The organism is Oceanotoga teriensis (assembly GCF_003148465.1).
Lineage (GTDB): Bacteria > Thermotogota > Thermotogae > Petrotogales > Petrotogaceae > Oceanotoga > Oceanotoga teriensis.
In genome coordinates this window covers 1-22642 of record NZ_QGGI01000026.1, presented here as the reverse complement: position 1 = coordinate 22642, position 22642 = coordinate 1, and the positions used below count along the sequence as shown (strand labels likewise).

At 24.8% G+C, this 22642-nt stretch carries 21 protein-coding genes and 1 riboswitch; of the genes, 7 read left to right on the top strand and 14 right to left on the bottom strand.

The window, feature by feature from the left end:
- Position 1 precedes the first annotated feature (1 nt).
- The 3 genes from C7380_RS12430 to rpsO form a co-directional block, all read right to left on the bottom strand.
- Entirely contained in the window at positions 2-1219 is a 1218-nt protein-coding gene (locus tag C7380_RS12430; protein WP_109606416.1) for a M16 family metallopeptidase, read from the bottom strand.
- 2 nt (positions 1220-1221) lie between these two features.
- Positions 1222-3411 carry a polyribonucleotide nucleotidyltransferase gene (locus C7380_RS12425; protein WP_109606414.1) on the bottom strand — a complete coding sequence of 730 codons (2190 nt, stop codon included), beginning with the start codon at positions 3409-3411 and terminating at the stop codon, positions 1222-1224.
- Between the two features lie 96 nt (positions 3412-3507).
- Positions 3508-3783, bottom strand: coding sequence for a 30S ribosomal protein S15 (rpsO, locus tag C7380_RS12420; protein WP_109606412.1), 276 nt, complete (start codon positions 3781-3783; stop codon positions 3508-3510).
- A gap of 160 nt (positions 3784-3943) precedes the next feature.
- Between rpsO and C7380_RS12415 the strand changes: the two genes are divergently transcribed.
- Both C7380_RS12415 and C7380_RS12410 read left to right on the top strand, forming a co-directional pair.
- On the top strand, positions 3944-4381 hold the full coding sequence (locus C7380_RS12415; RefSeq protein ID WP_109606410.1) for a GNAT family N-acetyltransferase: 438 nt from the start codon (positions 3944-3946) through the stop codon (positions 4379-4381).
- A gap of 73 nt (positions 4382-4454) precedes the next feature.
- Positions 4455-4628: riboswitch (Lysine riboswitch) on the top strand.
- 75 nt (positions 4629-4703) lie between these two features.
- On the top strand, positions 4704-6317 hold the full coding sequence (locus C7380_RS12410; RefSeq protein WP_109606408.1) for a Na+/H+ antiporter NhaC family protein: 1614 nt from the start codon (positions 4704-4706) through the stop codon (positions 6315-6317).
- A 50-nt stretch (positions 6318-6367) separates the two neighbouring features.
- On the opposite strand, the gene C7380_RS12405 is transcribed toward C7380_RS12410, so the two are convergent.
- The 3 genes from C7380_RS12405 to C7380_RS12395 form a co-directional block, all read right to left on the bottom strand.
- On the bottom strand, positions 6368-8023 hold the full coding sequence (locus C7380_RS12405) for an FAD-dependent oxidoreductase (RefSeq protein ID WP_109606406.1): 1656 nt from the start codon (positions 8021-8023) through the stop codon (positions 6368-6370).
- The gene (locus C7380_RS12400) at positions 8020-8487 is read right to left on the bottom strand and encodes a PadR family transcriptional regulator (RefSeq protein ID WP_109606404.1); all 468 of its coding nucleotides are present in this window, start codon (positions 8485-8487) and stop codon (positions 8020-8022) included. Before C7380_RS12400 ends, C7380_RS12405 begins: the two co-directional genes overlap by 4 nt.
- A 120-nt stretch (positions 8488-8607) precedes the next feature.
- On the bottom strand, positions 8608-9702 hold the full coding sequence (locus C7380_RS12395; protein ID WP_109606403.1) for a helix-turn-helix domain-containing protein: 1095 nt from the start codon (positions 9700-9702) through the stop codon (positions 8608-8610).
- Between the two features lie 106 nt (positions 9703-9808).
- On the opposite strand from C7380_RS12395, the gene C7380_RS12390 reads away from it, so the two are divergent.
- Positions 9809-10408, top strand: coding sequence for a hypothetical protein (locus tag C7380_RS12390; RefSeq protein WP_109606401.1), 600 nt, complete (start codon positions 9809-9811; stop codon positions 10406-10408).
- Positions 10409-10451: 43 nt separating this feature from the next.
- Here the strand turns inward: C7380_RS12390 and C7380_RS12385 are convergent, their stop codons facing one another.
- The gene (locus C7380_RS12385) at positions 10452-10931 is read right to left on the bottom strand and encodes a DUF6530 family protein (RefSeq protein WP_109606399.1); all 480 of its coding nucleotides are present in this window, start codon (positions 10929-10931) and stop codon (positions 10452-10454) included.
- A gap of 112 nt (positions 10932-11043) precedes the next feature.
- Complete coding sequence (locus C7380_RS12380; protein ID WP_109606397.1) at positions 11044-12342, bottom strand: NAD(P)/FAD-dependent oxidoreductase; 1299 nt, start codon at positions 12340-12342, stop codon at positions 11044-11046.
- Positions 12343-12475: 133 nt separating this feature from the next.
- Between C7380_RS12380 and C7380_RS12375 the strand changes: the two genes are divergently transcribed.
- Positions 12476-13705, top strand: coding sequence for a hypothetical protein (locus C7380_RS12375; protein ID WP_109606395.1), 1230 nt, complete (start codon positions 12476-12478; stop codon positions 13703-13705).
- Positions 13706-13718: 13 nt separating this feature from the next.
- On the opposite strand, the gene C7380_RS12370 is transcribed toward C7380_RS12375, so the two are convergent.
- Together C7380_RS12370 and C7380_RS12365 are read right to left on the bottom strand one after the other, a co-directional pair.
- Positions 13719-14081, bottom strand: a complete 363-nt coding sequence (locus C7380_RS12370) for a PadR family transcriptional regulator (RefSeq protein WP_158274909.1) — start codon at positions 14079-14081, stop codon at positions 13719-13721.
- A 46-nt stretch (positions 14082-14127) separates the two neighbouring features.
- Entirely contained in the window at positions 14128-14526 is a 399-nt protein-coding gene (locus tag C7380_RS12365; RefSeq protein WP_109606391.1) for a GIY-YIG nuclease family protein, read from the bottom strand.
- 28 nt (positions 14527-14554) lie between these two features.
- Between C7380_RS12365 and C7380_RS12360 the strand changes: the two genes are divergently transcribed.
- A complete protein-coding gene (locus C7380_RS12360; protein ID WP_109606389.1) occupies positions 14555-15115 on the top strand; it encodes a 3'-5' exonuclease in 561 nt (186 codons plus the stop codon).
- On the opposite strand, the gene C7380_RS12355 is transcribed toward C7380_RS12360, so the two are convergent.
- Entirely contained in the window at positions 15112-16041 is a 930-nt protein-coding gene (locus tag C7380_RS12355) for an alpha/beta hydrolase family protein (RefSeq protein ID WP_109606387.1), read from the bottom strand. The two genes, C7380_RS12360 and C7380_RS12355, sit on opposite strands and share 4 nt — an antisense overlap.
- A 163-nt stretch (positions 16042-16204) precedes the next feature.
- Between C7380_RS12355 and C7380_RS12350 the strand changes: the two genes are divergently transcribed.
- The gene (locus C7380_RS12350) at positions 16205-16444 is read left to right on the top strand and encodes a glutaredoxin family protein (protein WP_109606386.1); all 240 of its coding nucleotides are present in this window, start codon (positions 16205-16207) and stop codon (positions 16442-16444) included.
- 23 nt (positions 16445-16467) lie between these two features.
- Here the strand turns inward: C7380_RS12350 and hpf are convergent, their stop codons facing one another.
- The 3 genes from hpf to C7380_RS12335 all read right to left on the bottom strand — a co-directional run bounded on the left by hpf (position 16468) and on the right by C7380_RS12335 (position 21410).
- Positions 16468-17007, bottom strand: coding sequence for a ribosome hibernation-promoting factor, HPF/YfiA family (hpf, locus tag C7380_RS12345; RefSeq protein ID WP_109606384.1), 540 nt, complete (start codon positions 17005-17007; stop codon positions 16468-16470).
- 110 nt (positions 17008-17117) lie between these two features.
- Positions 17118-19400, bottom strand: coding sequence for a replication restart helicase PriA (gene priA / locus C7380_RS12340; protein ID WP_109606381.1), 2283 nt, complete (start codon positions 19398-19400; stop codon positions 17118-17120).
- Positions 19401-19412: 12 nt separating this feature from the next.
- The gene (locus C7380_RS12335) at positions 19413-21410 is read right to left on the bottom strand and encodes a glycoside hydrolase family 13 protein (protein ID WP_240597616.1); all 1998 of its coding nucleotides are present in this window, start codon (positions 21408-21410) and stop codon (positions 19413-19415) included.
- Positions 21411-21601: 191 nt separating this feature from the next.
- Here C7380_RS12335 and C7380_RS12330 point away from each other — a divergent pair, with 191 nt between their 5' ends.
- A complete protein-coding gene (locus C7380_RS12330) occupies positions 21602-22408 on the top strand; it encodes an Mrp/NBP35 family ATP-binding protein (RefSeq protein WP_109606379.1) in 807 nt (268 codons plus the stop codon).
- The last annotated feature ends 234 nt before the right edge of the window (positions 22409-22642 follow it).

Below are 22642 nucleotides of genomic sequence, written 5' to 3'. Positions count from 1 at the left end.
TTTATTCGGGATTTAACATAGATGTATATCTATTAGAAGAAAATATAATATTTGAAGCTTCAATAACATCTTCCATTTGTACTTTTTGGATTTTTTCAACAATTTCATCTATATTTACAATTCTTCCATAAGTTAAATAAGAATCCAATGTGTTCATTCCAAGTGCTACATTACTTTCAATGTCTATAGTTAATCTACCTATTAATCTTTTTTTACCATAATTAAACCACTCATTTAAATCTTTTCTATCACTAAAATTATATATGGTTTCACTTAATCTATCATTATAATTTTTTATATTCTCAGATGTAGTAGCAGCAAATATCAAAAATAATCCATTTTCTCTATAGGCATTGTAATCCGTAGCAATCTCATATACTAATCCTTCTTCTTCTCTTATTTTATTGAATAAAAGAGAACTCATCCCACTTCCTAATAAAGTGTTCAATATGAGACTTGGATAATAATATTCACTTTTTTTATTTGGAGCTTTAAATGCATTTATTATATAATTTTGAGATAATTCTTTCTTTGTCTTTTTTATTAATATATCTTCTTTTTTTAATATCGGACTTTTAAAGTCATTATTAATACCAGACTCTCCAATATTCATCTCTTTAAATTTTTTCAATATTTTTTCTTCATCAAATCCTCCAGAAACTACAACTATTGTATTTGAAGGATTATAATGTTTTTTGTAATAAGGATAAAGTTTTCTATTATTTAATTCTCTAACGGTATGCTTATATCCTATAACAGGTCTTGCAAAATCTTCATCGAAAATATTTTTAGAAAGATTTTCAAAAGTTAAATCTACTGGATCATCTTCATACATTGCAATTTCTTCAAGTATTACATTTCTTTCTTTTTCTATGTCTTCATCTATGAGCGTAGCATTAAAAGTTATATCGGAAAGTATATCTATAGCTGTTTCTATTTCTATACTTGGAACTTTTGAGTAAAAAACTGTCATGTTTCTTGTAGTAAAAGCATTTAAACTTCCACCAACTTCTTCAAGAGGTTTTTTTATCATTATATTATTTCTATTTTTAGTTTTTCTAAAAACTGTGTGTTCTATAAAATGAGATATTCCAGCTATTTCTTCTTTTTCATGAGAAGAACCTGTTTTTACACAGTACATAACAGCAGCACTTCTCATAGTCTTTCTTGGGAGAAGTATAACATCCATGCCATTTTTCATTTTATGTAAACTGTACAAAATTAATTACCCCCATTTTCTTTTTCTATATCTTTATCTTTTTTTTCATCATTATTTGAATCATTTTTATCATTTGAAGTTTTCTCTGGTCTTGGAGCACGTTTAGGTTTTTCATATCCTTCTTCTTTTAATTGGAATTTAGATTGAGATTCTATACTTATTACTTCTACATTTATTTTATCATCAATTTTTAATTCAGTTGGTTTTTTTGACATATTTGAAATATGTAATAATCCTGATTTTCCAGGCAAAACTTCCACAAAAACTCCGTATTTTTCTACTCTTTTTATTTTTCCTTCATATACTTTTCCTTTTTCTATTTCAGATACGAGACCTGTTATATATTTTATTGCTTTATCTACCATATCTTCAGCCATACCACTAACTTTAACAATTCCTTCATCATCAATGGATGTCTCTGTATTATATGTCTCATTTATTTTCTTTATTATTCTTCCACCAGGTCCAATGACATCTCCAATTTTGTTTACTGGTATTGTAATAGTTTTTATTTTAGGTACAAATGGAGAAAGTTCTGGTCTTGGTTCAGATATAGCATCATACATTAAATTTAATATTTTTAATCTTGCAATTTTAGCTCTATCAAGAGCTTCACGCATTATTTCTTCATTTACTTTATCAACTTTTACATCCATCTGAAAAGCTGTTATTCCTTCTCTCGTTCCAGTAACTTTAAAATCCATATCTCCTAAATGATCTTCAATTCCAAGAATATCAGTTAACACTACATTTTTATCTTCTTCAAATATTAAACCCATGGCAACACCAGCAACATGTTTTTTTAGAGGTATTCCGGCATCCATCATGGACAAAGAAGCTGAACATACTGTAGCCATAGAAGATGAACCATTTGATTCTAATATTTCAGATACAACTCTTATTGTATATGGAAATTCAGATTCTGAAGGTATTAAATTTTTATGTGATCTTTCTGCAAGATGACCATGACCTATCTCTCTTCTTCCTGGGCCTCTTAAAGGTCTTACTTCTCCAGTTGAAAATGGTGGAAAATTATAATGTAACATAAATCTTTTATCTTCGTCAGAAAAAATAGTATCAACCATTTGAACATCCATAGGTGCTCCAAGTGTTGTTATTCCTAAAGATTGAGTCTCTCCTCTAGTAAAGAGTGCAGAACCATGAACTCTTGGAATGACTCCTATTTCACATGTAATAGGTCTTATTTCGTCTATCTTTCTTCCATCGGCTCTTTTATTATCATCTACTATAGATCTTCTCATGAGTTTCTTAAATATTTCTTCATAAGTTTCTTTTAAATAACTTTTCTTTTCAAGATAAAATTCTTCTGTCCATTTATCAAGATATAATTCTTCAAACTTTTCAAATACTGAATCCTTGAATTCCTTTAGTTTTTTATCTTTATTTTTTTTACCTTCTACCATAAGCGCTTCAAAAAGAGTTTCTTTATTTATTAAAGATTTAAAATCATTTATAAACTCTTCAGGATATTCTGGCACTTCAACTTCCCATTTTTCTATATTAAATTCAGATATAATTTCTTCTTGAATAGATATTATTTCTTTTATAGCCTTATGAGAAAAATTCAATGCTTCAACCATAATTTCTTCACTAACTTCATGTGCTTCTCCTTCAACCATTGTAATAGCTTCTTTTGAACCAGCAACAACTATGTCTATTTCTGATTTTGAAAGTTGTTCTTGAGTTGGAAAAGCTATATATTCTCCATCAATCAATCCTACTCTAACACCAGCTACAACACCGTTAAAAGGTATTGGAGATATATTCAAAGCAAGAGAAGCTGCTGCTATACTCCAAGTTTCAATAGAATCATCATTTAACATAGAAAAAACAGTTGATATTACCTGTATTTCATTATGAAAATCCTTTGGAAATAAAGGCCTTATAGGTCTATCTATAAGTCTTGAAGATAAAATAGCTTCTTCAGATGGTCTTCCTTCTCTTTTAACGAATCCACCAGGAATTTTTCCTATTGCATAAAATTTTTCTTTAAAATCTACTGTTAAAGGTAAAAAATCTGTTCCTGGTTTAGCAGTTTCAGATGCATTAACGGTTAATAATATTGTAGATTCGTTAAAAGTCAACAAGATAGAACCATGTGATTGTTTAGCCATTTTTCCATTTTCGATTCTAAGTTTTCTTCCGAATATTTCTTTTTCCCAAAATTTCATTCATTTCACCTCTCTGTATTAATTCATTTCATTATATTCTACCATATTTTATTGATTTTAATAACAAAAAAGCAGGGTTATTCTACCCCGCTTTGATTATCCTCTTATTTGAAGTTTTTTTATCATTTCTTGATATAATTCTGGTTTTTCCTTTTTCAAGTATTTAAGCATCTTTCTTCTCTTTCCAACCATTGACATCAAACCTCTTCTTGAATGAAAATCCTTAGGATGTTTTTTTAAATGATCGGTTATATGTTTTATCCTTGCAGAAAGAATAGCAACTTGAACTTCAACAGATCCCGTATCCTTTTGATTAATTTTAAATTCTTCTATAAGTTCTTTCTTATAGTCTTGTTCTAATCCTCTAGCCATCTTAATATCACTCCCAAATTTTATTCCTAAAACCAAGTAAAGGGTATTTAATCCACTAAACTGAGTAAAGGTAATATAATTATACAATATTTTATAATAAAGTGTCAATGAACTTTATGTTATAATTATAGTAATAACTTTTATTGTTTGAGGTGTATTTATGAATATTTCTATTTTTTCTTTTTTATTTAAAGATGTAGATTTTTTTAAAATGGCTTATGATATTAGAAAAAAAGTCTTTATCGAAGAACAAAATGTACCACCAAATCTTGAATTAGACGGTTTAGATGCAGGTTGTATTCACTATGTTCTTATACATGACGAAAATCCTGTTTGTACTGCAAGAGTAAGATATTTAAATAGTTCTGAAGTTAAACTCGAACGTGTTGCAACTATATATGAATTCAGAAAAAAAGGTCTCGGGAAAGAACTTATTAACTATATTGAAAGTGATTTATTGAAAAGAAAAGTAAAAAAGATAACTTTGAATTCTCAACTTTCTGCAAAAAAATTTTATGAAAAATTGGGTTATAAATCTATTTCAGATATTTTTTTAGAAGCTGGAATTGAACATTTAAAAATGGAAAAATATTTATAAAGTTACCTTATTTACATTTATTTAATTGAATTATTTTTTTTTGATGTTATAATCTGTACGAAGTTAATATGTTTGTAAGAACGGAGGAGCACTAAAGATCAGTAATCTAAATTGAAATCTTGAGGAAGATATGATTTAGATGAAAGGCGATAGTGCCGAAGAATATGAGTTTTCCTCAACTCATACTTCTGGTTATAAAGAAAATATCTTTATAATTGTCACGCTTTTGTGGAGAGCCGTTCAGCTAATTTGTCATTTAATTAGTGCTTCTCCACAGGAGAAGCACTTTTATTTTATCATTTTTTGAAGGAGTTGTTTTTTTATGGATTATGGTTTTTGGTCTCTAATTCCACCTATCGTGGCAATTGGTTTGGCTTTTTTAACCAAAAGGGTTTTATTATCACTTTTTGCTGGAATTTTATCCGGTGCTTTAATCGTCACTCATGGAAATATTATAGATGCTTTTGTAAAAATAATAAAATTAATGTGGGATAATTTAGAATTTTCTAATTTTAAATCCTTTGAATCATTTAATGATTCTTGGAATTTATTTATTTTATTATTTTTAATAATTCTTGGAATAATGGTAGCTTTGATATCAAGAGCTGGTGGTGCTCTTGCTTATGGAAATTGGGCATCTAAAAAAATAAATTCAAAAAAAGGTGCTTCTTTATCAACTTTTTTACTCGGAATTTTAATATTTTTAGATGATTATTTCAATTCTTTAACAGTTGGAACTGTAATGAAACCTGTTACTGATAAACATAATATTTCTAGGGCTAAATTAGCTTACATAATAGATTCAACAGCTGCCCCAATTTGTATAATTGCACCTATATCAAGCTGGGTTGCAGAGGTTATTTCACAATTAACTCAATCAGGAGTTGGCACAGGTGAACTTTCTAATTTTAATCCTTATAATGTATTTTTAAGTTCTATATTTTTTAATTCTTATGCAATCTTGACAATTTTTATGGTTATACTAATAAGCGTTAAAAAATTTGATTTTGGCCCTATGTATGAACATGAATATAATGCTGAATTTAATAATGATTTATTTAATGGTAATAAAGATGCATCAAACGAAGTTGAAATGGATGTTATTCCTGGTAAAAATGGTAAAGTTATTGATTTAGTTCTCCCGGTTCTCGTATTAATTATATCTATAATATCTTTTATGCTTTATACAGGAGATTTTGTTTTATTTGGCGGAGAAAATAATCTTGCAGTAGCTTTCGAAAATATGAATTCTGCTTTTGCATTATTCTGGGGTGGGTTAATTTCTTTAATTTTTACTATAATTTATTTTTTAATTAGAAAAACTATAAATTTTAAAGAGTTCGGTTCTCTATCTTATAAAGGTTTTAAAATGATGCTACCAGCAATAAAAATATTAATATTTGCATGGACAATAGGATCTATTATAAGAAACGATCTTCAAACTGGAGAATATATCGTAAGTCTTGCAAGTGATAATTTCCCTATAGAAATAATGCCTGCATTATTTTTTATAATATCTGGAATTGTATCTTTTTCAACCGGAACAAGTTGGGGAACTTTTGGTATACTCATTCCAATAGCAATCCCTATGGCTTTACATACAGGAAGACTTGATTTAATAATTCCTATGGTATCTGGTGTTCTTTCTGGTGCAATATATGGAGATCATGCTTCACCTATATCAGATACTACCATATTGAGTTCAACAGGAGCAGGTTGTCATCATATAGATCATGTTCAGACTCAATTTCCATATGCAACCACAGTTGCAATAATATCATTTACAGGTTTTTTAATAGTTGGTTTTTTAGCTAAGTTTGGATTATTAATTGCAGGATCCATTAGTTTAATTTTTGGATTTATCACCTTATATTTTGCAGTAAAAATATTACATAATAAAACAGAAAAAAAATATTCTAAAAATATATCAAAATAAAAAAAAGAGTTAGTTCATATCACTAATATTGAACTAACTCTTTTTTATTTTTATTTATGCATTTTTTTACTTTTTTTTGCGTTTGAATAAACTCTAAATCCACCATTTAAATTATAAACTTTATAACCATTCAATTTTAAAATCCTATATGCAATATATCCTCTTAATCCCATTGTACAATAAGTTATATAAGTTTTATCTTTTTCAAGCATATTCAAATTTTTTCTCAATTCAGATAATGGAATATTTATAAAACTTCCCTCTTTTATTATATTATTATCATTTATTTCATCTTTATTTCTGACATCTAATATAATATGATTTTCAATTTCTTTAATTTTATCCCAATCAATAACTTCTATATCACCTTTGATTATATTATTAGCAACAAAACCTGCATAATTAACAGGATCTTTTGCTGAACCAAAAGGCGGTGCATAGGTTAATTCTAATTCTTCTAAATCCCAAACTTTTAATCCAGCTTTTATCGCTGTTGATATAACATCTATTCTTTTATCGACTCCATCTTCTCCAACAGCTTGAGCGCCAAATATCTTTCCATCTCTATTAAAAAGGATTTTTAAAGTTATAAGAGAAGCACCAGGATAATATCCGGCATGAGACTTTGAAGTGGTAATAGAACTAATATAATCTATTTTCATTGCTTTTAGTCTTTTTTCATTTAACCCAGTCGATGCGATAGTCATATCAAATATTTTAGCAATAGAAGTTCCCAAAGCTCCTTTATATTTTTCTTTATTTCCATAATATATATTATTAGCTGCTATTCTTGCTTGTTTATTAGCTGGACCTGCAAGAGGTATAAGGTTCTTTTGTCCACTTATTAAATTATTAATTTCAACAGCATCACCAACGGCATATATATTTTCACATGAAGTTTGCATATATTCATTTACTTTTATTCCAGTATTACCCAATTCTAAACCGCAATTCAAAGCCAATTCTTTTTCAGGTATTACACCTGTTGACATTATAATTACATCAAAGTTTTTACTTTCTCCATTAGAAAATAACACTTTTAAAAAATTATTTTCCTTTTCTATTTTAGTAACAGCATTTGAAAGATTTAATTTCAAGCCTTTATCATTACAATGATTGTGAATTATAGAAGCTATTTCATAATCAACAGGTGTCATTAATTGATCGGCCATTTCAACTATTTCAACACTTTTACCTATATGTAATAAATTTTCAGCCATTTCTATACCTATAAATCCTCCACCAACAACAAGAATTTTTTCTCTATTTTTTATATATTCTTTTATATTATCCATATCTTCAACATTTCTTAAAACAAAAACACCTTCACTTTGAATACCTTCAATTCTTGGTTTTATAGGTTTAGCACCAGGAGATAAAATTAAATAATCATAATTTTCAAAATAAATATTTTTATTATTTAAATTTTGAACTTTAATTTTTTTATCAATTTTATTTATTTCTATAACTTCATTTTTGGTTCTTACATCTATATTTAATTTGTTTTTAAATGTTTCTGGAGTTTCTAATAATAGTTGATCTCTTTCTTTTATTATATTTCCTATATGATAAGGTAATCCACAATTAGCAAAACTTACATGCTCTCCCCTTTCAATAATAATTATTTCTATTTTTTCATCCAATCTTCTTAATCTTGCTGCAGCTGTTGCTCCTCCAGCTACTCCCCCAACTATAACAACTTTCATATCTGATTACTCCCTTCATTCAAAAATTTTATTATACTTTTTTCAAGTATATTTATTTTATCTAAAAAATTTAAAATATCATTTTTTTTCTTCCAATCTAAATCAGAAAGTTCTTTAATAAGATTTTTTATATTATTTTTAATTTCATAGTTCACATTTTCACAATTGCAATTTATAACAAATTGAACTTTATTAAATGTCTTATCTATTAATTCATTTGATATATTTAAACTTTTAAAATAATTCAATCCTTCTTCTGTAAAAGTATATACTTTTTTCTTTCCTTCTTTTTTATACTTTATATAACCATCATTTTCTAATTTTTTTAAATGAGGATAAACACTTCCAGGAGAGATTTTTATATTTTGTTTCGAACAAAATTTCATAAAATCATATCCAGTAAGTTCTTTTTTAGAATACAAATAATTTAAAATAGTAGCTTTTATAAATGGAATATTTTTCATATTTCACCTCTTAATATCGTTAACGATATATCGTTTTCAATATATTTTATAATAAAAAAATATTTTTTTAATTAATTTTCTTTATACTTATTATTACATTTTAAAAAATAAAAACAGTAATCAAATTATATGATTACTGTTTTTATATTGTATAGGAGTAACTCCTACTTTTTTTTTAAAAATAAAACTGAAATAACTTTGATCATTAAACCCAATCTCTGAGTATATATTTTTTATATTTAAATCTGTATATTTTAAAAGATTTTTAGCTTTTTCTATTTTTCTATCTATTATATAATCATTAATAGTTTTATTCATTTCTTTTTTAAATATTTTACACATATGACTTTTAGATATTCCTATATTTAAAGAAATTTCTTCTAATTTTATATTTTTATTTAAATTTTTTTCTATATATTTTATTATTTTTTTTACTTTTAAACTATATTTTTTTGTGCTATGATGTATTTGAATTTGTTTTATATCTTCAATAAAACTTATTGCATTTAGTTTTAAAATAGTCATATTTTTTATAGATTCTATTTTTATCATATATTTATATAATAAATCATAAAATAACTTTTTCTCATTAAATATATCTATCGCTATATCTATTAAATCTGATATTAAAATGATATATAAATTTTTTATAAGTCTAAATTCATTTTTATTATAGTTCAAATTTTCTATTGATTCTATTAAAAAAGATAAATCTTCTTTAACTTCATCAAATTTTTTATTTTTAAAATTATTAAATATTTTATCTTCCATATTAAAAAAATATTTTTCTGTTTCGGTTTCTATAGTTTCTTCTATTTCATTATATTCATTATCAAAATTATAATTCAAAAGGGTATTTTCATATATTTTTTCTATAATATTATGATTATTTTCAATAAGATTTTTCAAAAAAATTGAATAATACAAAACAGATTTATTTAAATTATGATTATCTCTTTCATCTATTTTAACTATAATATATGATTCATAATACTTAAAATATCCAATCAAATAAATTTTATTTTTTATTTTTTTTATACTTAAATATCTGTCAGTGTTTTTTAAAATTTTTATTATATTTGAATTTATTATACTTTTATATTTAAATCCATCATATAAAAGAACTATTTGAGTCTTTTCCTCGAAAATATAAGTATCACAATCAGTCATATAGAAAGTATATTCACATATCTTTTTTATTTTATCATTTATCATATTTCCACCTCAATATTTTTATAAAAATGATAATATAACTATACAATTATATCATATTATAATATATAATCTTATTAGAATGGTGTTTTAGAGGAGGAATAATGAAATGAAGGTTTTTTTAGTTAAATATCATGGATTTATAGATAAAAATCCAGATGTTTTATTTTTAAGAGATTATTTTTTTGAATTGTTAAAAAGATATGATAAAGACTTGTTATCTTATAAAGGTATACTTCAAAAAATAATTAATAATGTAGAATCGGGAAATTTAAAGATGAATTTCTTCGAAAGAATATTGAATAACTTATCACATTATTCTGGGCATAGTATATTTTACTGGAATGAATGTATAAGAGAATTTGACTCAAGAAAAAAATTTTCTTTTTTTAAAGAAAATAAGTTTAAAATTGACAAAAGAGCTGTTTCTATAATTAAACAATCTTCAAATGATTTTATACTAATATCAGAAAATTATCTTACAGAAAAATTAATTAATTCAAAACTTGAATTTGCTTCACTTGACAAAAGTTATTTTAATTATATTTTTCATAGTAAAAATTCTTATATTAATTTCAATAATAATTCTATAATTAGTTTTATTTCAAAAAAATGGGATATCGAAAAAGAAAATCTAATTTTATTAGAAAATACAGATATTATAGATTCTTGTTTAAAAAATGATTATTTTAAAAAAAGAATATGCTAAAAAAGATTAAAAGCCAAAAATTTGAATAAATTTTTGGCTTTTTTTAATATCCCATTTCTTTTAATATATTAGATAACACTCTTAATCTTTCACTTAATATTTCATCATCTTCACTTAATGATTGCATAAATAATTTAATATCTTCATCAATCATTGGATTATCCTTACATATGGAAACATTCATCGCATCTCCTTGTAATCCTATTCTATCTATCAAATCTTTGTCTGGATCATAAAACTTTGGAAATTTATAAGCTTCACCAAAATAAGATTTTGCTTTACATATTAAAATTGCTAAATCAAGAATTCTATGAATCGGCAATTCCTCTGATTGTCTTGACCATTTTTCTCCAGTATGTCTCCATACTTTAGCAGATATATCTAATTTTCCTCTATCATTCCATTGAGCTAATCCCAAAGATAGGCCTTTTGCATCGGTATTATATGCTTTTCTTCCATCAATATTTTCATAATTCTCAGAAATAATAACTGGTTTGTGTTTTAAATTTACTGGTATTTTCATAATAATTCTCCTTTTTATTTTAGTAATTTACTAATTTAGTAAATTACTAAAGATTATATCAAAAAAATAAATAATTGTCAATCAAAAAAAATAATGCCTAAAGGCATTATTTTTATATTTTATTAGCTTCAATTACACCATGACAAGTTGCATAAGTTATAGATCTTGTCCATCCCGAACAATCTCCTATTATTCTTACATTATTAAAATAATCTGTATTAACTTTATTTCCATAGAATTTAACTTCTACACCATATAAGAGATTATCAGAATAAGTTATTCCTGGAACAATTTCATTTAAAGTTTCCATAAAATCTATTATAGATTCTACTGTTTTTCTAGGAAAAACAAGGTTTAAATCTCCAAGTATATAATTATTTTGATTTAAAGTAGGCTCTACTCTACCTATTTTTTTTGTTCTTTTAGATTTTTTAAAATCCTCGTATGTTTGTAATATAACTTTATTTCCTCCTGCCAAAATATTAGATAATTTTGATATATATGTTCCATATCCAACAGGATCATTAAAAGGTTCTGTGAATGAATGTGTTACTAATATCGCAAAATTTGTGTTTTTTGTCTTATTTTTTGAATTTGCATGTCCATTTACAGTTACAAAATCATCATATTTTTCAACAGTAACTTCACCAGAAGGATTATTACAAAAAGTCCTCACAGTATATCCTGTTTTAGTTTTGAGCTTTATTTTGAATTCATACATTTTATCATTTAATTCTTGTACTATATGATCAGGTAACTCAAATCTAATTCCAAGATCTACTTTATTATTAGATAATATTAATTCAGGGTTATCATCTATAATATGTTTAACCAATTTATGACCACTTCTGCCTACTGCTATTACAATATCATCATACTCTTTTATTTCGTCTTTATTATATACTTTTATTAATTGGTCATTTCTTTCTACTTTTTTTATATTCGAATCAAATATAAAATTTATATTTTCATGTTTTGAAAATTCTTCATATATTCTATTAACAGTATCAACAAGAATATCTGTTCCTATATGATAAAATTCTGATTTTATAGGCTCAAAACCTTTATTATAAAAAGTTTTATATAAATCATCATCTTCAAATGAATTTCCATGTTCTATATTTTCATCATACTCATATTTTCCATTGATTTTTTTAGCTAATTCAGCTTTTTCAAGAAAAAAATTCACAACATCTCTCTGTATTTTTTCTGGTATCTCAAGATCTCCACCCATGTTTTTGGATACAAAAATTTTACCATCATACTTTAAACCTCCAAAACCAGAGGTTTCGATATTTTTACCTCTTTCATAAATATCAACTTTCATATTTTCTATTTTTCCATTTTCCATAATGCCCTTTATAAATCCTATTGATGCAGCACCAAAACCTATAACAGCAACTTTTTTCATAGTTGCACACCTCCGAAATTATAATAAAAACACAAAAAACATTATATCATAAAATTGCTTCGTTTGTTTCAGATTTTTTTAAGTTAAATAGTGTATAATTACTCTAATTTATTAAAATATGAGGAGGGGTAACATGAAAAGAGCTTTAATTACTTTTTTTATACTAATAATAGCTTTATTATCTTTTTCAAAAGATTATAATTTTATATTTAAAGATGGTTTAGTTAATTTCATTAAAATGAGTCCAGGCAAACATAAAATTGAAAATAATGCAGAAATTATGTGGGTAATAGGTTCAAATGGATATTCTGTATCATATGAAGATTTTTCTCCAAAATTTAAAATCATTGATATAAAAGATTATTCTTACAATACATTAAAAGAAATTGAAAATAATTATTATTTAGTAGACGATTCTAATAAAATAATTTATTTTAATAATAAAATTAATAGTTGGGTAGAAATTTTAAAAGAAGATTTTGAAGTTTTCAATTCTAATAAAATATTAAATATTTCATCAGATAAAGATGTTTATGTTGGACTTAAATACGATGCAAATTGGAAAAATTTTTATGAATTGAAGAGTAATGGAAATTTTAAAAGAAGTATCGAAATAAACAGTGATTATAAAGGTAAAGGTTATACATTCTTGATAAGTACAAATATTAATTCTGATCCAAACTATTACTATTCGCAAGTAAGAAATGTAGAAACATTTTCAAAATCTGCCATGGGAGATTCGAATTTTTCAGAAAATATAAACAATGAAATTTATACAGTAGAATTAAGAGATTTTTCAATCGATTCTAATAAAATAATTTTAAATCTATATGAAAAAGATATAATAAATTATGAAGACAGAAATTTAATAAATTTTACACCTTTCTCAAGTAATGGCTCAAAAAATATGCTTAAATATAGATTAATAGAAAACACTGATTATAATGGACTTGGATTAGATATAAATTCTGGTGAAGTTTTTATAAGTGAAAAATTTGATGATATAGATTTTCCTTTAAAAAAATCTTTTATAGATAATTATGCCAAAGATGAATTGATAAGATTATCTTTAGGTGAAAGCTGGAATATGAAATACAAGATAGAAAAAATTTCAGATAAAAATTTCAAATCACAATCAACAAGAATTATGGAATATAAAATATCGATTTATAATTATGATGATAAAATTCAAAAAGTATCCATATTATCAGATTCTTTGGGAATGAGTATTGAATCTATAAAATTTGGAAATAATATATCAAATATTGAAAATAATTCTAAAGAAAATATTATAGATATAAATTTTGATATAAGCAAATCTTCAGATTTAATAATAACATTAAAATATTTATACAATGATTAAAACAAACAGGGAATTATCCCTGTCTGTTTTTTATATTTGCCAATCTATCACTAAAATGATCAAGATAATCTTTCATAATTACTATTTCTTCTTCTATACTATTCAAATATTCTAAACCTTTTTGAGTTATATTATATATCTTTCTTGGTGGAGAATATTGAGTATCCCAATTTGATTCTATATAACCTTCTTCTTCATAAGAACTCAAAAAAGTATATATTCTTCCTTTATTACTTACTCCTTTTAGATTTATTCCAAATTCTCCAAGTTTTTTTCCTATATTATAACCATGTATAGGTTTTTCAGCTATTATTAAAAGTAAAAAAGCTGACATTAGCCATCCTTTACCTTTTAAAACATTATTGCATCTTTTCATATTCATTCTCCTCTTAATAAAGTCTTTAAATATTATAATTAATTTTTCAATCAATTATAATATTTTTTATTTCTAAAAAAAACTTTTCATTGTCATCTATAACAAATAAATTAGATTTCACTTTTAAATCTGAAGCTCCAAATCCATCTATATATTGAAATTTTTCTGATAATTTCTTAGAAATTTCTTCTTCTCTATATATTCCATCTGGTATAATAAAAGAAAAAAGCACATCTCCTTTATCAAGTAAATTATCTATATGCCAATGTTTTTTGTATTTACCTGATTTATAATCTATATGTCGTCCAACTCTTTGATGTAAATTTTTCATTGCAGACCCAACATACGCATAAATTCCAGGATTTAATATATATTTCTTTTTTCTTATTTCAAAGCTTAATTCATTTTTTAATTTTAATAATATTATATATGTACCTTTATTCATAAATTCACCTCATAGAAAGGAGTTTTATATGTTAGATTTATTAAAAAATAAAGAATTTTTTATCCTCGACACTGAAACAACAGGTCTTTCACCTAAAAATGGTGATAAACTTGTAGAAATAGCTATTTATAAGATAAATATCACAGACGATGATAAAGATTATATCATAAAAGATAGATTTATAACTTTATTGAATCCAGAAATTCCTATACCTTATTATGTATCAAAAATACATGGTATTTTTGATTTACATGTTAGAAATTCTCCAAAATTTTATGAAATTAGTGATGATTTATTAAATTTTATTGGCACTGGTATTCTCGTAATTCAAAACGCTAAATTTGATATAGCATTTCTGAATAGAGAACTTGAACTATGCAGAAAAGATGAACTTTTTAATCCTGTAATAGATACAATAAAAATGTCTCATAAAGTCTTTAAAGGTGAAACGAGACATAATTTAGATATAATCTGCCATAGATTAAATATATCTACAAATGTTTCACGACATAGAGCTGAAGGTGATGTAATTCTAACAACCCAAGCTTTTTTTAAGATGAGACAGAGAATTTTATATACTGGTTTTTAATACTTTTCCAAATAATTAATAACCCAACTTCCAACTATTTTTTTAAATAATATACTTGTTTTATGTCCTGTTGGTATTTTCTTTACCTTTTTATTTGGTAATAATTCTATAAGTTCATCTGTAGACCTTTGAGGTATTATTTTATCAAATATTCCCCTTATAAATAGAACATCCTGATTCACAAACTTTGCATAACTTAAAGGATCATAATGATAACAAGTTATAGGTGTCTTATTAAATATATCTTCAATTGAAGATATATTTTTTTTAACTAAAGATAATGCATCTTTTCTGTATTTTATGCAGCTTTCTTCGTTTCTACATCCAAAAGAATTTCCGTATTTTTCATATGCATCTCTGACTCTTTGTGTATATGGAGAATAAAAATTTATCCATCTCCAATTACCTCCAGTTATCATTAAAATTCCTTTCTTTATTCTTTTATCTAAAGCAAGAGACATTGTACCTATTATCCCACCAAAACTAACACCCATTAAATATAGTTTATCTTTTTTATATCCTTTAAAACATTCTATTAAGTCTATTGTTCTTCTTATATCTTTAACAGAATTATGAAATAATTTCACACATTCTTCAGGTTCAGAAGAATAAAAAGGATCTCCAGCTATCATATTCGAAGGTTTCCTATTTAAATGATACGGTAATATAACAACAGATGTTCTAAAGCCATTTTCTCTAAAATATCTGGCATACCATTCTAAATATTCTATATTTCTTGGTCCAATACCATGAACAAATATTATATCCCCTTTTATATTTGAATAAGGTTCAAATACATGTACATATTGATAATTATTTTCTTTATAATGCTCTTCATTATAAACTGCTTTGAATTTATATACTTCATAATCCTGTTCACTCTTTATAGAATATTCAACAGGAGTTTTTTCATAATCATATATCATATTTTTACCCCCATATAAAATATTTATCTTATTTGAATTAAATCGAGTTTATTTTAATATTCAAATTATATTATATAATTTATAATTTACATTTAATTAAAATAAGAATTATATTTAGATGTTATAATATTTTATACCCTGTATAGGTATAGGAGGTGTTTTTATGCAACATGTAAAAATAACTGTTTATTCGACTCCATCTTGTCCTTGGTGTAGTAGAGCAAAAAATTATTTTAAATCTTTAGGATTAAATTTTAAAAACATCGATGTTTCTAAAGATCAAAAAGCTGCTGAAAAAATGGTAAAAAAATCAGGTCAAATGGGCGTTCCAGTTATAGAAATTGGAAATAAAGTTATAGTTGGTTTCGATAAAAATAAAATTGATAAATTACTGGGGGTATAAAATAAAAGGGGGAAAACCCCCTTTTATCCTATAAACTCTATTAAACCATAAGTTCCATTATTTCTTTTATAAATTACATTAACCTCATCAGTTTCTGAATTTCTAAATACATAAAATTGATGTCCCAACATTTCAGCTTGTAATTTTGCTTCTTCACTTGACATCAAACTTAAATCATGTCTTTTTATCCTTGCAAAATTTTCTTCATGTTCTTCATTTTTATCTTCTTTAAAAGTTTTATTTGGCTGTACATCTTTTTCATGATCTTGGAGTTTAGCTTTCAATTTTCTTATTTTTCTTTCAAGTGCATCTGTGACATCATCTATAGCTTCATATAAATCTCCAGATCTTTCTTCTACCTTAATTATCTTATTAAAAACTTTAAAATGTGTTGTTATTTCTACTTTAAAAATACCGCCTTCTTTTGAAACTCTAAAATCTGCTGTTGAAACAAGATCTTCATGTTTAACTAATAATCTGTCTGGTTTTTGCATTCTTTTCTCGATATAGCTTTCAATTGCTTCAGTAAGTTGTATATCCCTTGTAAATACTTTGTAATCCATAAAATCACCTCCGTGATTGATGCTATATAACTATATCTTTTATTAATTTTTCAAATGTTTTTTTAATTACTTATTAAGATTATACCACTTTTAACATTAAACGTCAAATTTTATAATAATGTAGTTGGAGGATTGCTGTGTATAATAAGGTTTCTGTTGTATTTTTTTTGTATTTTTAAAAGTCTTATATTATCAACTTTTTCTTTGATCATTATATATTTTCTATATTTATTTCTCAATTTATATATTAATGGTTCAACAGGACCTAATATTTCAGTGTTTGGAAATAAATTTTTAAGTTCTTCATATATTAAATTTGACATTTTATTATTATCTTCTCTTGACTCGTTTTGTATTATCAACAAATACATATCAGAATAAGGTGGATAATTGTATTTTTCTCTTTTTAATAACTCACTTTTTATTATAGAATCATAATCATTGTTCTTTATATGCTCGAACATTTTACTATCATTTTTAAATGTCTGTATGATAACATTTCCCTTTTCTTTTCTACCAGCTCTTCCTGCTACTTGCATTATCAAAGAAGCTGCACTTTCTTCAGCCGTATAATCAGGTAAAAATGCATATCTATCAGAATCAAGAATTACAACTAAGTCTAAATCTTCAATATCGAGACCTTTAGTTATCATTTTTGTACCAACTATTATTTTTCTTCCCTTTTCATGCATATAATTAAATGTATCTTTTAATTCATCATAATTATTGATAACAGTTCTATCAACTCTAACAATTGGTACAGAAGGAAAAGCTTTCATTAAATCATTCACGACTTTCTCTGTTCCATAACCTCTTGTTTGTAATTTTATAGATTTACAATTTGGACAAGACGCGGGGGTGTTTTTCTCTTCACCACAATAATGACATTTTAATTTATTTTCTTTTTTATGATATGTATATGAAACATCACAATTTTCACATTTAAATATATAACCACAATCGCTACATATTACATAATTAGCATAACCACGCGTTGGTGTAAAAACTATAACTTTTTTATCTTTTTTTATAGTTTCATATATTTTTTTTATAGTTTTTTTTGAAAAAATCCAATTATACTTTTCTTCTGACTTTAAATCTAAAATTTCTATTTCTGGCATTTGTGAATAAAATCTGTTTTTTATAGTTTCTAAATAATATTTTTCTTCTAAAGCTCTTTTATAATCAACAAGTCTTGGAGTTGCAGAAGCAAGAACTATATTTAGATTTTCAAATTTTTTTCTCATTAAAGCCACTTCTATTGCATCATATGAACCTTGTTCTAATTGATAATATGAATTATCATGTTCTTCATCTATTATTATCATTGATAAATCTTTTATTGGCAACCAAACAGAGCTTCGTGTTCCAATTATTATATCATAATCACCTTTTTGAGCTCCATACCAAACATTAATTCTTTCTGAATTAGTCATAGATGAATGATATACTCCAAGTTTATAATTTAAGAATCTATTTTTTAATCTTTTATACATTTGAGGAGCTAAAGATATTTCTGGAACCATTATAAGTACTTTTTTATTTTGTTTTAAATAAGGTTCAGCAACTTCAAAAAAAACTTCTGTTTTTCCACTACCGGTAACACCATATAAAAGGTGAGGTTTATCTTTCTTTAAAAAAATTGTTTTTACAGCATTTTCTTGTTCTAAAGATAAATCTACTTCTTTTTTTATAATAATTTCTTTTTTTTCACTAAATTTTAATATTCCTTTTTTCTTTAATGTCTTTAAAACGGATGAACTTTTTTTTATTATATTTTCTTCATAAAGTAATTTTTCTGGAATTTCTCCATTTATCATCAAATAATTGACTACAGCTTGAGCCTGTGCAGATATATTTATATTCATTATATCTTTTAAATCTTTATTTAAACTTAAAAACCATTCTTTTTTATTTTTGATGTTTTTTTCATGGAGTTCTAATTTTACTATATTCAAATTAATTAATTCTTTCAACTTTTTTTTTGCTTCTTTTTTATTTTCAAAATTTTTATAATATTCATTCAAAAAAGTCGGTTTTTGAATAGGAGATAGTTCATTCAAAGGCATTATTTTAATTCTAAATAGATCATAAGATAAAGGAGGAAACACAAATCTTATAACTTCACTCAATGGCAATAAAAATTTTTTTGTCGATTCAAATATAAGATCAAATATATTTTCATTTATAAGAGGTTTTTCATCTAATATAAAATCTATTTCTTTTATTTTTATGCTATCTATATTTGTACTTTCTTTAATTATAAGACCTAAACTTTGATTTCCTCTCATATTAATTATAACCCTTTGACCTTTAGATAATTTTTCCTCATATTTATATGTATAAGTATCGTATATTTTTCCTCCTATTGGAGAAACTTCATAATAAAACATATTAAATCACCTTTATTTATATAATATCATTATAGTATTTGAATTAACTTTTTCTACATGTTCATATTTCTTTTCACTTATGAGATCTGTATAAACTCCATCAAGTTTTAAATTAATCTTTGGAGATATTTTTTTATTGTTAATCAATACAATAACTTTTTCATCTTTAAAAGATCTTTCATAAACTACTGTACCTATTTTTGCTTCTAAAAACTTTATATCACCATATTTTAAAGCATCATTTTGATTTCTAAATTTAATAAGTTTTTTATAATAATCATTTATTTGTTTATTCCATGTTTTCTCATCCCAAATAAATGGTTTTCTACAAAAAGGATCATTCTCTCCAGTCATTCCAATTTCATCACCATAGTAAATGACAGGACTTCCAATAAATGTCATTTGAATTCCAACAGCTATTTTTAATTTCTCTATATCTTCATCTAATTCTGTAAATATTCTCCTCGTATCATGAGATCCAAGTAAATTCCATAATGTATTTAATACTTGTTGAGGGTATCTATTTAAATAATATTGTAAATCATTTACAAGTTCATTTGCAGAACCTCCCTTTGAATAATTAACAACAGCATCTTTAAAAAGATAGTTCATAACACTATCAAAAGATGGGTATTCAAAATAATTTTTAGAATTTTTCCAATATTCTCCAGTTATTAATAAATCACTGTTTAATTGCTTAACATAATGATAAAAATAATCATTCCAAAAATAATTTGGTATTTGATCCACTGCGTCTAATCTCCACCCATCTATTCCCATTGATGTCCAATAAGCCAAAACTCTTGATATATAAGATTTTACTTCTTTATTATCTATATTCAGTTTTGGTAAACTCGCATAATTTTGCCAACTTTCATATGAATTTGGATTTTCTTTTATTGGAAAATTTTTTATATAATACCAATCTAAATATTTTGAATTTTCTTGTTTTTCAAAATTTTCTTTCATAGCAAAAAAATCAATTCCTGTATGATTGAAAACTCCATCTATAATGATTTTTAAATCTTTATTATGTGATTTTTCTAATAAATCCTCAAAATCTTTTTCTGTCCCAAAACTTGGATCTATTTTAAAATAATCTTTTGTATTATATTTATGCGTTGAATTGGCAGAAAATATAGGATTTAAATAAATTCCTTTTATTCCGAGATCTGATAAATAATCTAAAGAATTTTCTATTCCTTTTAAATCTCCACCAAAACTTTTAAACATCAATTCATCTTTATTATATTCTCCATACCAATTCGGCGCATCAAAATCATCATTAGTATTTATAAAGTTTCTAAATCTATCAGGAAAAATTTGATATATAATTTCGCCTTTAGCCCAACTTGGTGTATCAAAATAACTGATTTTAGGTCTATTCATATTTAATGTATAAAATTCATCACTTTTATTATATCCATATATAATTTCCCCACCATCATATATCAAAAATCTATATTTTAATTCATTAGATTTAATCTTTAACTTAAATTCATACACAATTTCATTATCAATTTCATAAATTTTTTTACTTAAAATATCTGCATTACTTTGAATATTTAAATCTTTTATATCATTTTTACTCACCTTAACTCTTAAATAAACAAGATTTTCATTAACTGGATTAATATAAAATCTTTCATTTTCATGTTTTAAATATTTTATTTTATTATCGCCTATAATTGGATAATAAGTTTTTTCTATTTTTCTAATATTATAAAATTCATCATTATAATAATCAAATTCATTATTTTTATAATCTTTAGTTCTAATTCCATCAATGTAATATATATATAAATAATTTCCTGGAGTTGCTTCTAAAGTAGTTTTCCATAATCCAGATATAGATTTTTCTAATTTTATAGGTTTGAATTTATTTATATCAGTTCTTAAAAAAACTGTTGAAGCTTCTGGACTATCTAAAATAAATGTTATTTTTTCAGTAAAAACGTTTACACTCAAAAATATTAAAATAAATAAAATGATTTTTTTCATATTTTTCATAAATTATCCCTCCATATAATTATAATTATTTATATTATATCATCAGCTATTAAACTATAATATTATCAAATTCAAAATTAGTTATAAAATACCATTCCATGTTATAATAATATATAATTAATCATAACTTCAAATTCAATTAAATATATCTATATATAATTTTATTATATATTGCTTTAGGAGGTTTTAAAATGCCAGTTAATAATATAAATGAAGTAATAAGTAAAGCAAATGAAAGAATGAAGACGGTTAAAAATACTATTGTTGTTATGAGTGGAAAGGGCGGAGTTGGAAAATCTACCGTTGCAGTTAATCTCGCAATCGCATTATCACTCGAAGGTAGAAAAGTAGGCCTTTTAGATACTGATTTACATGGTCCAGATGTTGCAAGGATGTTGGGCGGTAGAGATAAAAAACCTTATCAAGTTGGAGATGAAGTTTTACCCCCAGAAATAAGCGGAATTTCAGTCATATCAATGTCACAATTTTTAAAAGAAGAAACTTCTCCTGTAATATGGAGAGGTCCTCTAAAAACTGGTGCTATACTACAATTCATATCAGATATTTCTTGGGGTGAACTTGATTATTTGATAGTAGACTGCCCTCCAGGCACTGGTGATGAACCATTAACGATATTTCAAAATTTAAAAAATATTTCTGGAACTATTGTTGTAACTACTCCTTCAATAGTATCACAAGACGATGTTGAAAAAGCTTTGAATTTCTTGAGTATGATGAATCAAAAAGTAATTGGTTTAGTCGAAAATATGTCATATTTTGTATGTCCAGATTCAAAAACAAAACATTATATTTTTGGTAAAGATGGTGCTTTAAATCTTGCAAAAAAATACAATTTAGAAGTCTTAGCTCAAATGCCTATAAATCAACAAGTAAGAGAAAATATGGATAATGGAAAACCAAGTGCTTATTTTGGAGATCCTGAAGTAGTTGCACCATTTGTAAATCTCTCAAGAAAAATAATAGATATTTTAGAATAAAATATAAAACTCTAAAAACATAATGTTTTTAGAGTTTTAAATATAATAATTTAGGAGCATTCCTGAAATAAAAAAAGAAAGAGGTTGAAAAAAAAGGAACCTCCCCGTAAAATAAAAGTGTAACAAGAATCCATCAAACATTTTACAAAGGAGGAACCTAAATGAATTATACACAAAATAATAAAATAAAACAAGTGGATGAAAAAACATTAGTAGTGGGAGTAGATATAGCAA

Excerpts from the sequence above, each read along its gene's own strand:
- C7380_RS12410 (WP_109606408.1), top strand. The coding sequence starts at position 4,704 with ATGGATTATGGTTTTTGGTCTCTAATTCCACCTATCGTGGCAATTGGT.
- C7380_RS12385 (WP_109606399.1), bottom strand. The coding sequence starts at position 10,931 with ATGAAAATACCAGTAAATTTAAAACACAAACCAGTTATTATTTCTGAG.
- C7380_RS12415 (WP_109606410.1), top strand. The coding sequence starts at position 3,944 with ATGAATATTTCTATTTTTTCTTTTTTATTTAAAGATGTAGATTTTTTT.
- priA (WP_109606381.1), bottom strand. The coding sequence starts at position 19,400 with ATGTTTTATTATGAAGTTTCTCCAATAGGAGGAAAAATATACGATACT.
- C7380_RS12365 (WP_109606391.1), bottom strand. The coding sequence starts at position 14,526 with ATGAATAAAGGTACATATATAATATTATTAAAATTAAAAAATGAATTA.
- hpf (WP_109606384.1), bottom strand. The coding sequence starts at position 17,007 with ATGGATTACAAAGTATTTACAAGGGATATACAACTTACTGAAGCAATT.
- rpsO (WP_109606412.1), bottom strand. The coding sequence starts at position 3,783 with ATGGCTAGAGGATTAGAACAAGACTATAAGAAAGAACTTATAGAAGAA.
- C7380_RS12405 (WP_109606406.1), bottom strand. The coding sequence starts at position 8,023 with ATGAAAGTTGTTATAGTTGGGGGAGTAGCTGGAGGAGCAACAGCTGCA.
- C7380_RS12360 (WP_109606389.1), top strand. The coding sequence starts at position 14,555 with ATGTTAGATTTATTAAAAAATAAAGAATTTTTTATCCTCGACACTGAA.
- C7380_RS12350 (WP_109606386.1), top strand. The coding sequence starts at position 16,205 with ATGCAACATGTAAAAATAACTGTTTATTCGACTCCATCTTGTCCTTGG.
- C7380_RS12395 (WP_109606403.1), bottom strand. The coding sequence starts at position 9,702 with ATGATAAATGATAAAATAAAAAAGATATGTGAATATACTTTCTATATG.
- C7380_RS12355 (WP_109606387.1), bottom strand. The coding sequence starts at position 16,041 with ATGATATATGATTATGAAAAAACTCCTGTTGAATATTCTATAAAGAGT.
- C7380_RS12380 (WP_109606397.1), bottom strand. The coding sequence starts at position 12,342 with ATGAAAAAAGTTGCTGTTATAGGTTTTGGTGCTGCATCAATAGGATTT.
- C7380_RS12390 (WP_109606401.1), top strand. The coding sequence starts at position 9,809 with ATGAAGGTTTTTTTAGTTAAATATCATGGATTTATAGATAAAAATCCA.
- C7380_RS12370 (WP_158274909.1), bottom strand. The coding sequence starts at position 14,081 with ATGAAAAGATGCAATAATGTTTTAAAAGGTAAAGGATGGCTAATGTCA.
- C7380_RS12335 (WP_240597616.1), bottom strand. The coding sequence starts at position 21,410 with ATGAAAAATATGAAAAAAATCATTTTATTTATTTTAATATTTTTGAGT.
- C7380_RS12375 (WP_109606395.1), top strand. The coding sequence starts at position 12,476 with ATGAAAAGAGCTTTAATTACTTTTTTTATACTAATAATAGCTTTATTA.
- C7380_RS12400 (WP_109606404.1), bottom strand. The coding sequence starts at position 8,487 with ATGAAAAATATTCCATTTATAAAAGCTACTATTTTAAATTATTTGTAT.
- C7380_RS12425 (WP_109606414.1), bottom strand. The coding sequence starts at position 3,411 with ATGAAATTTTGGGAAAAAGAAATATTCGGAAGAAAACTTAGAATCGAA.
- C7380_RS12330 (WP_109606379.1), top strand. The coding sequence starts at position 21,602 with ATGCCAGTTAATAATATAAATGAAGTAATAAGTAAAGCAAATGAAAGA.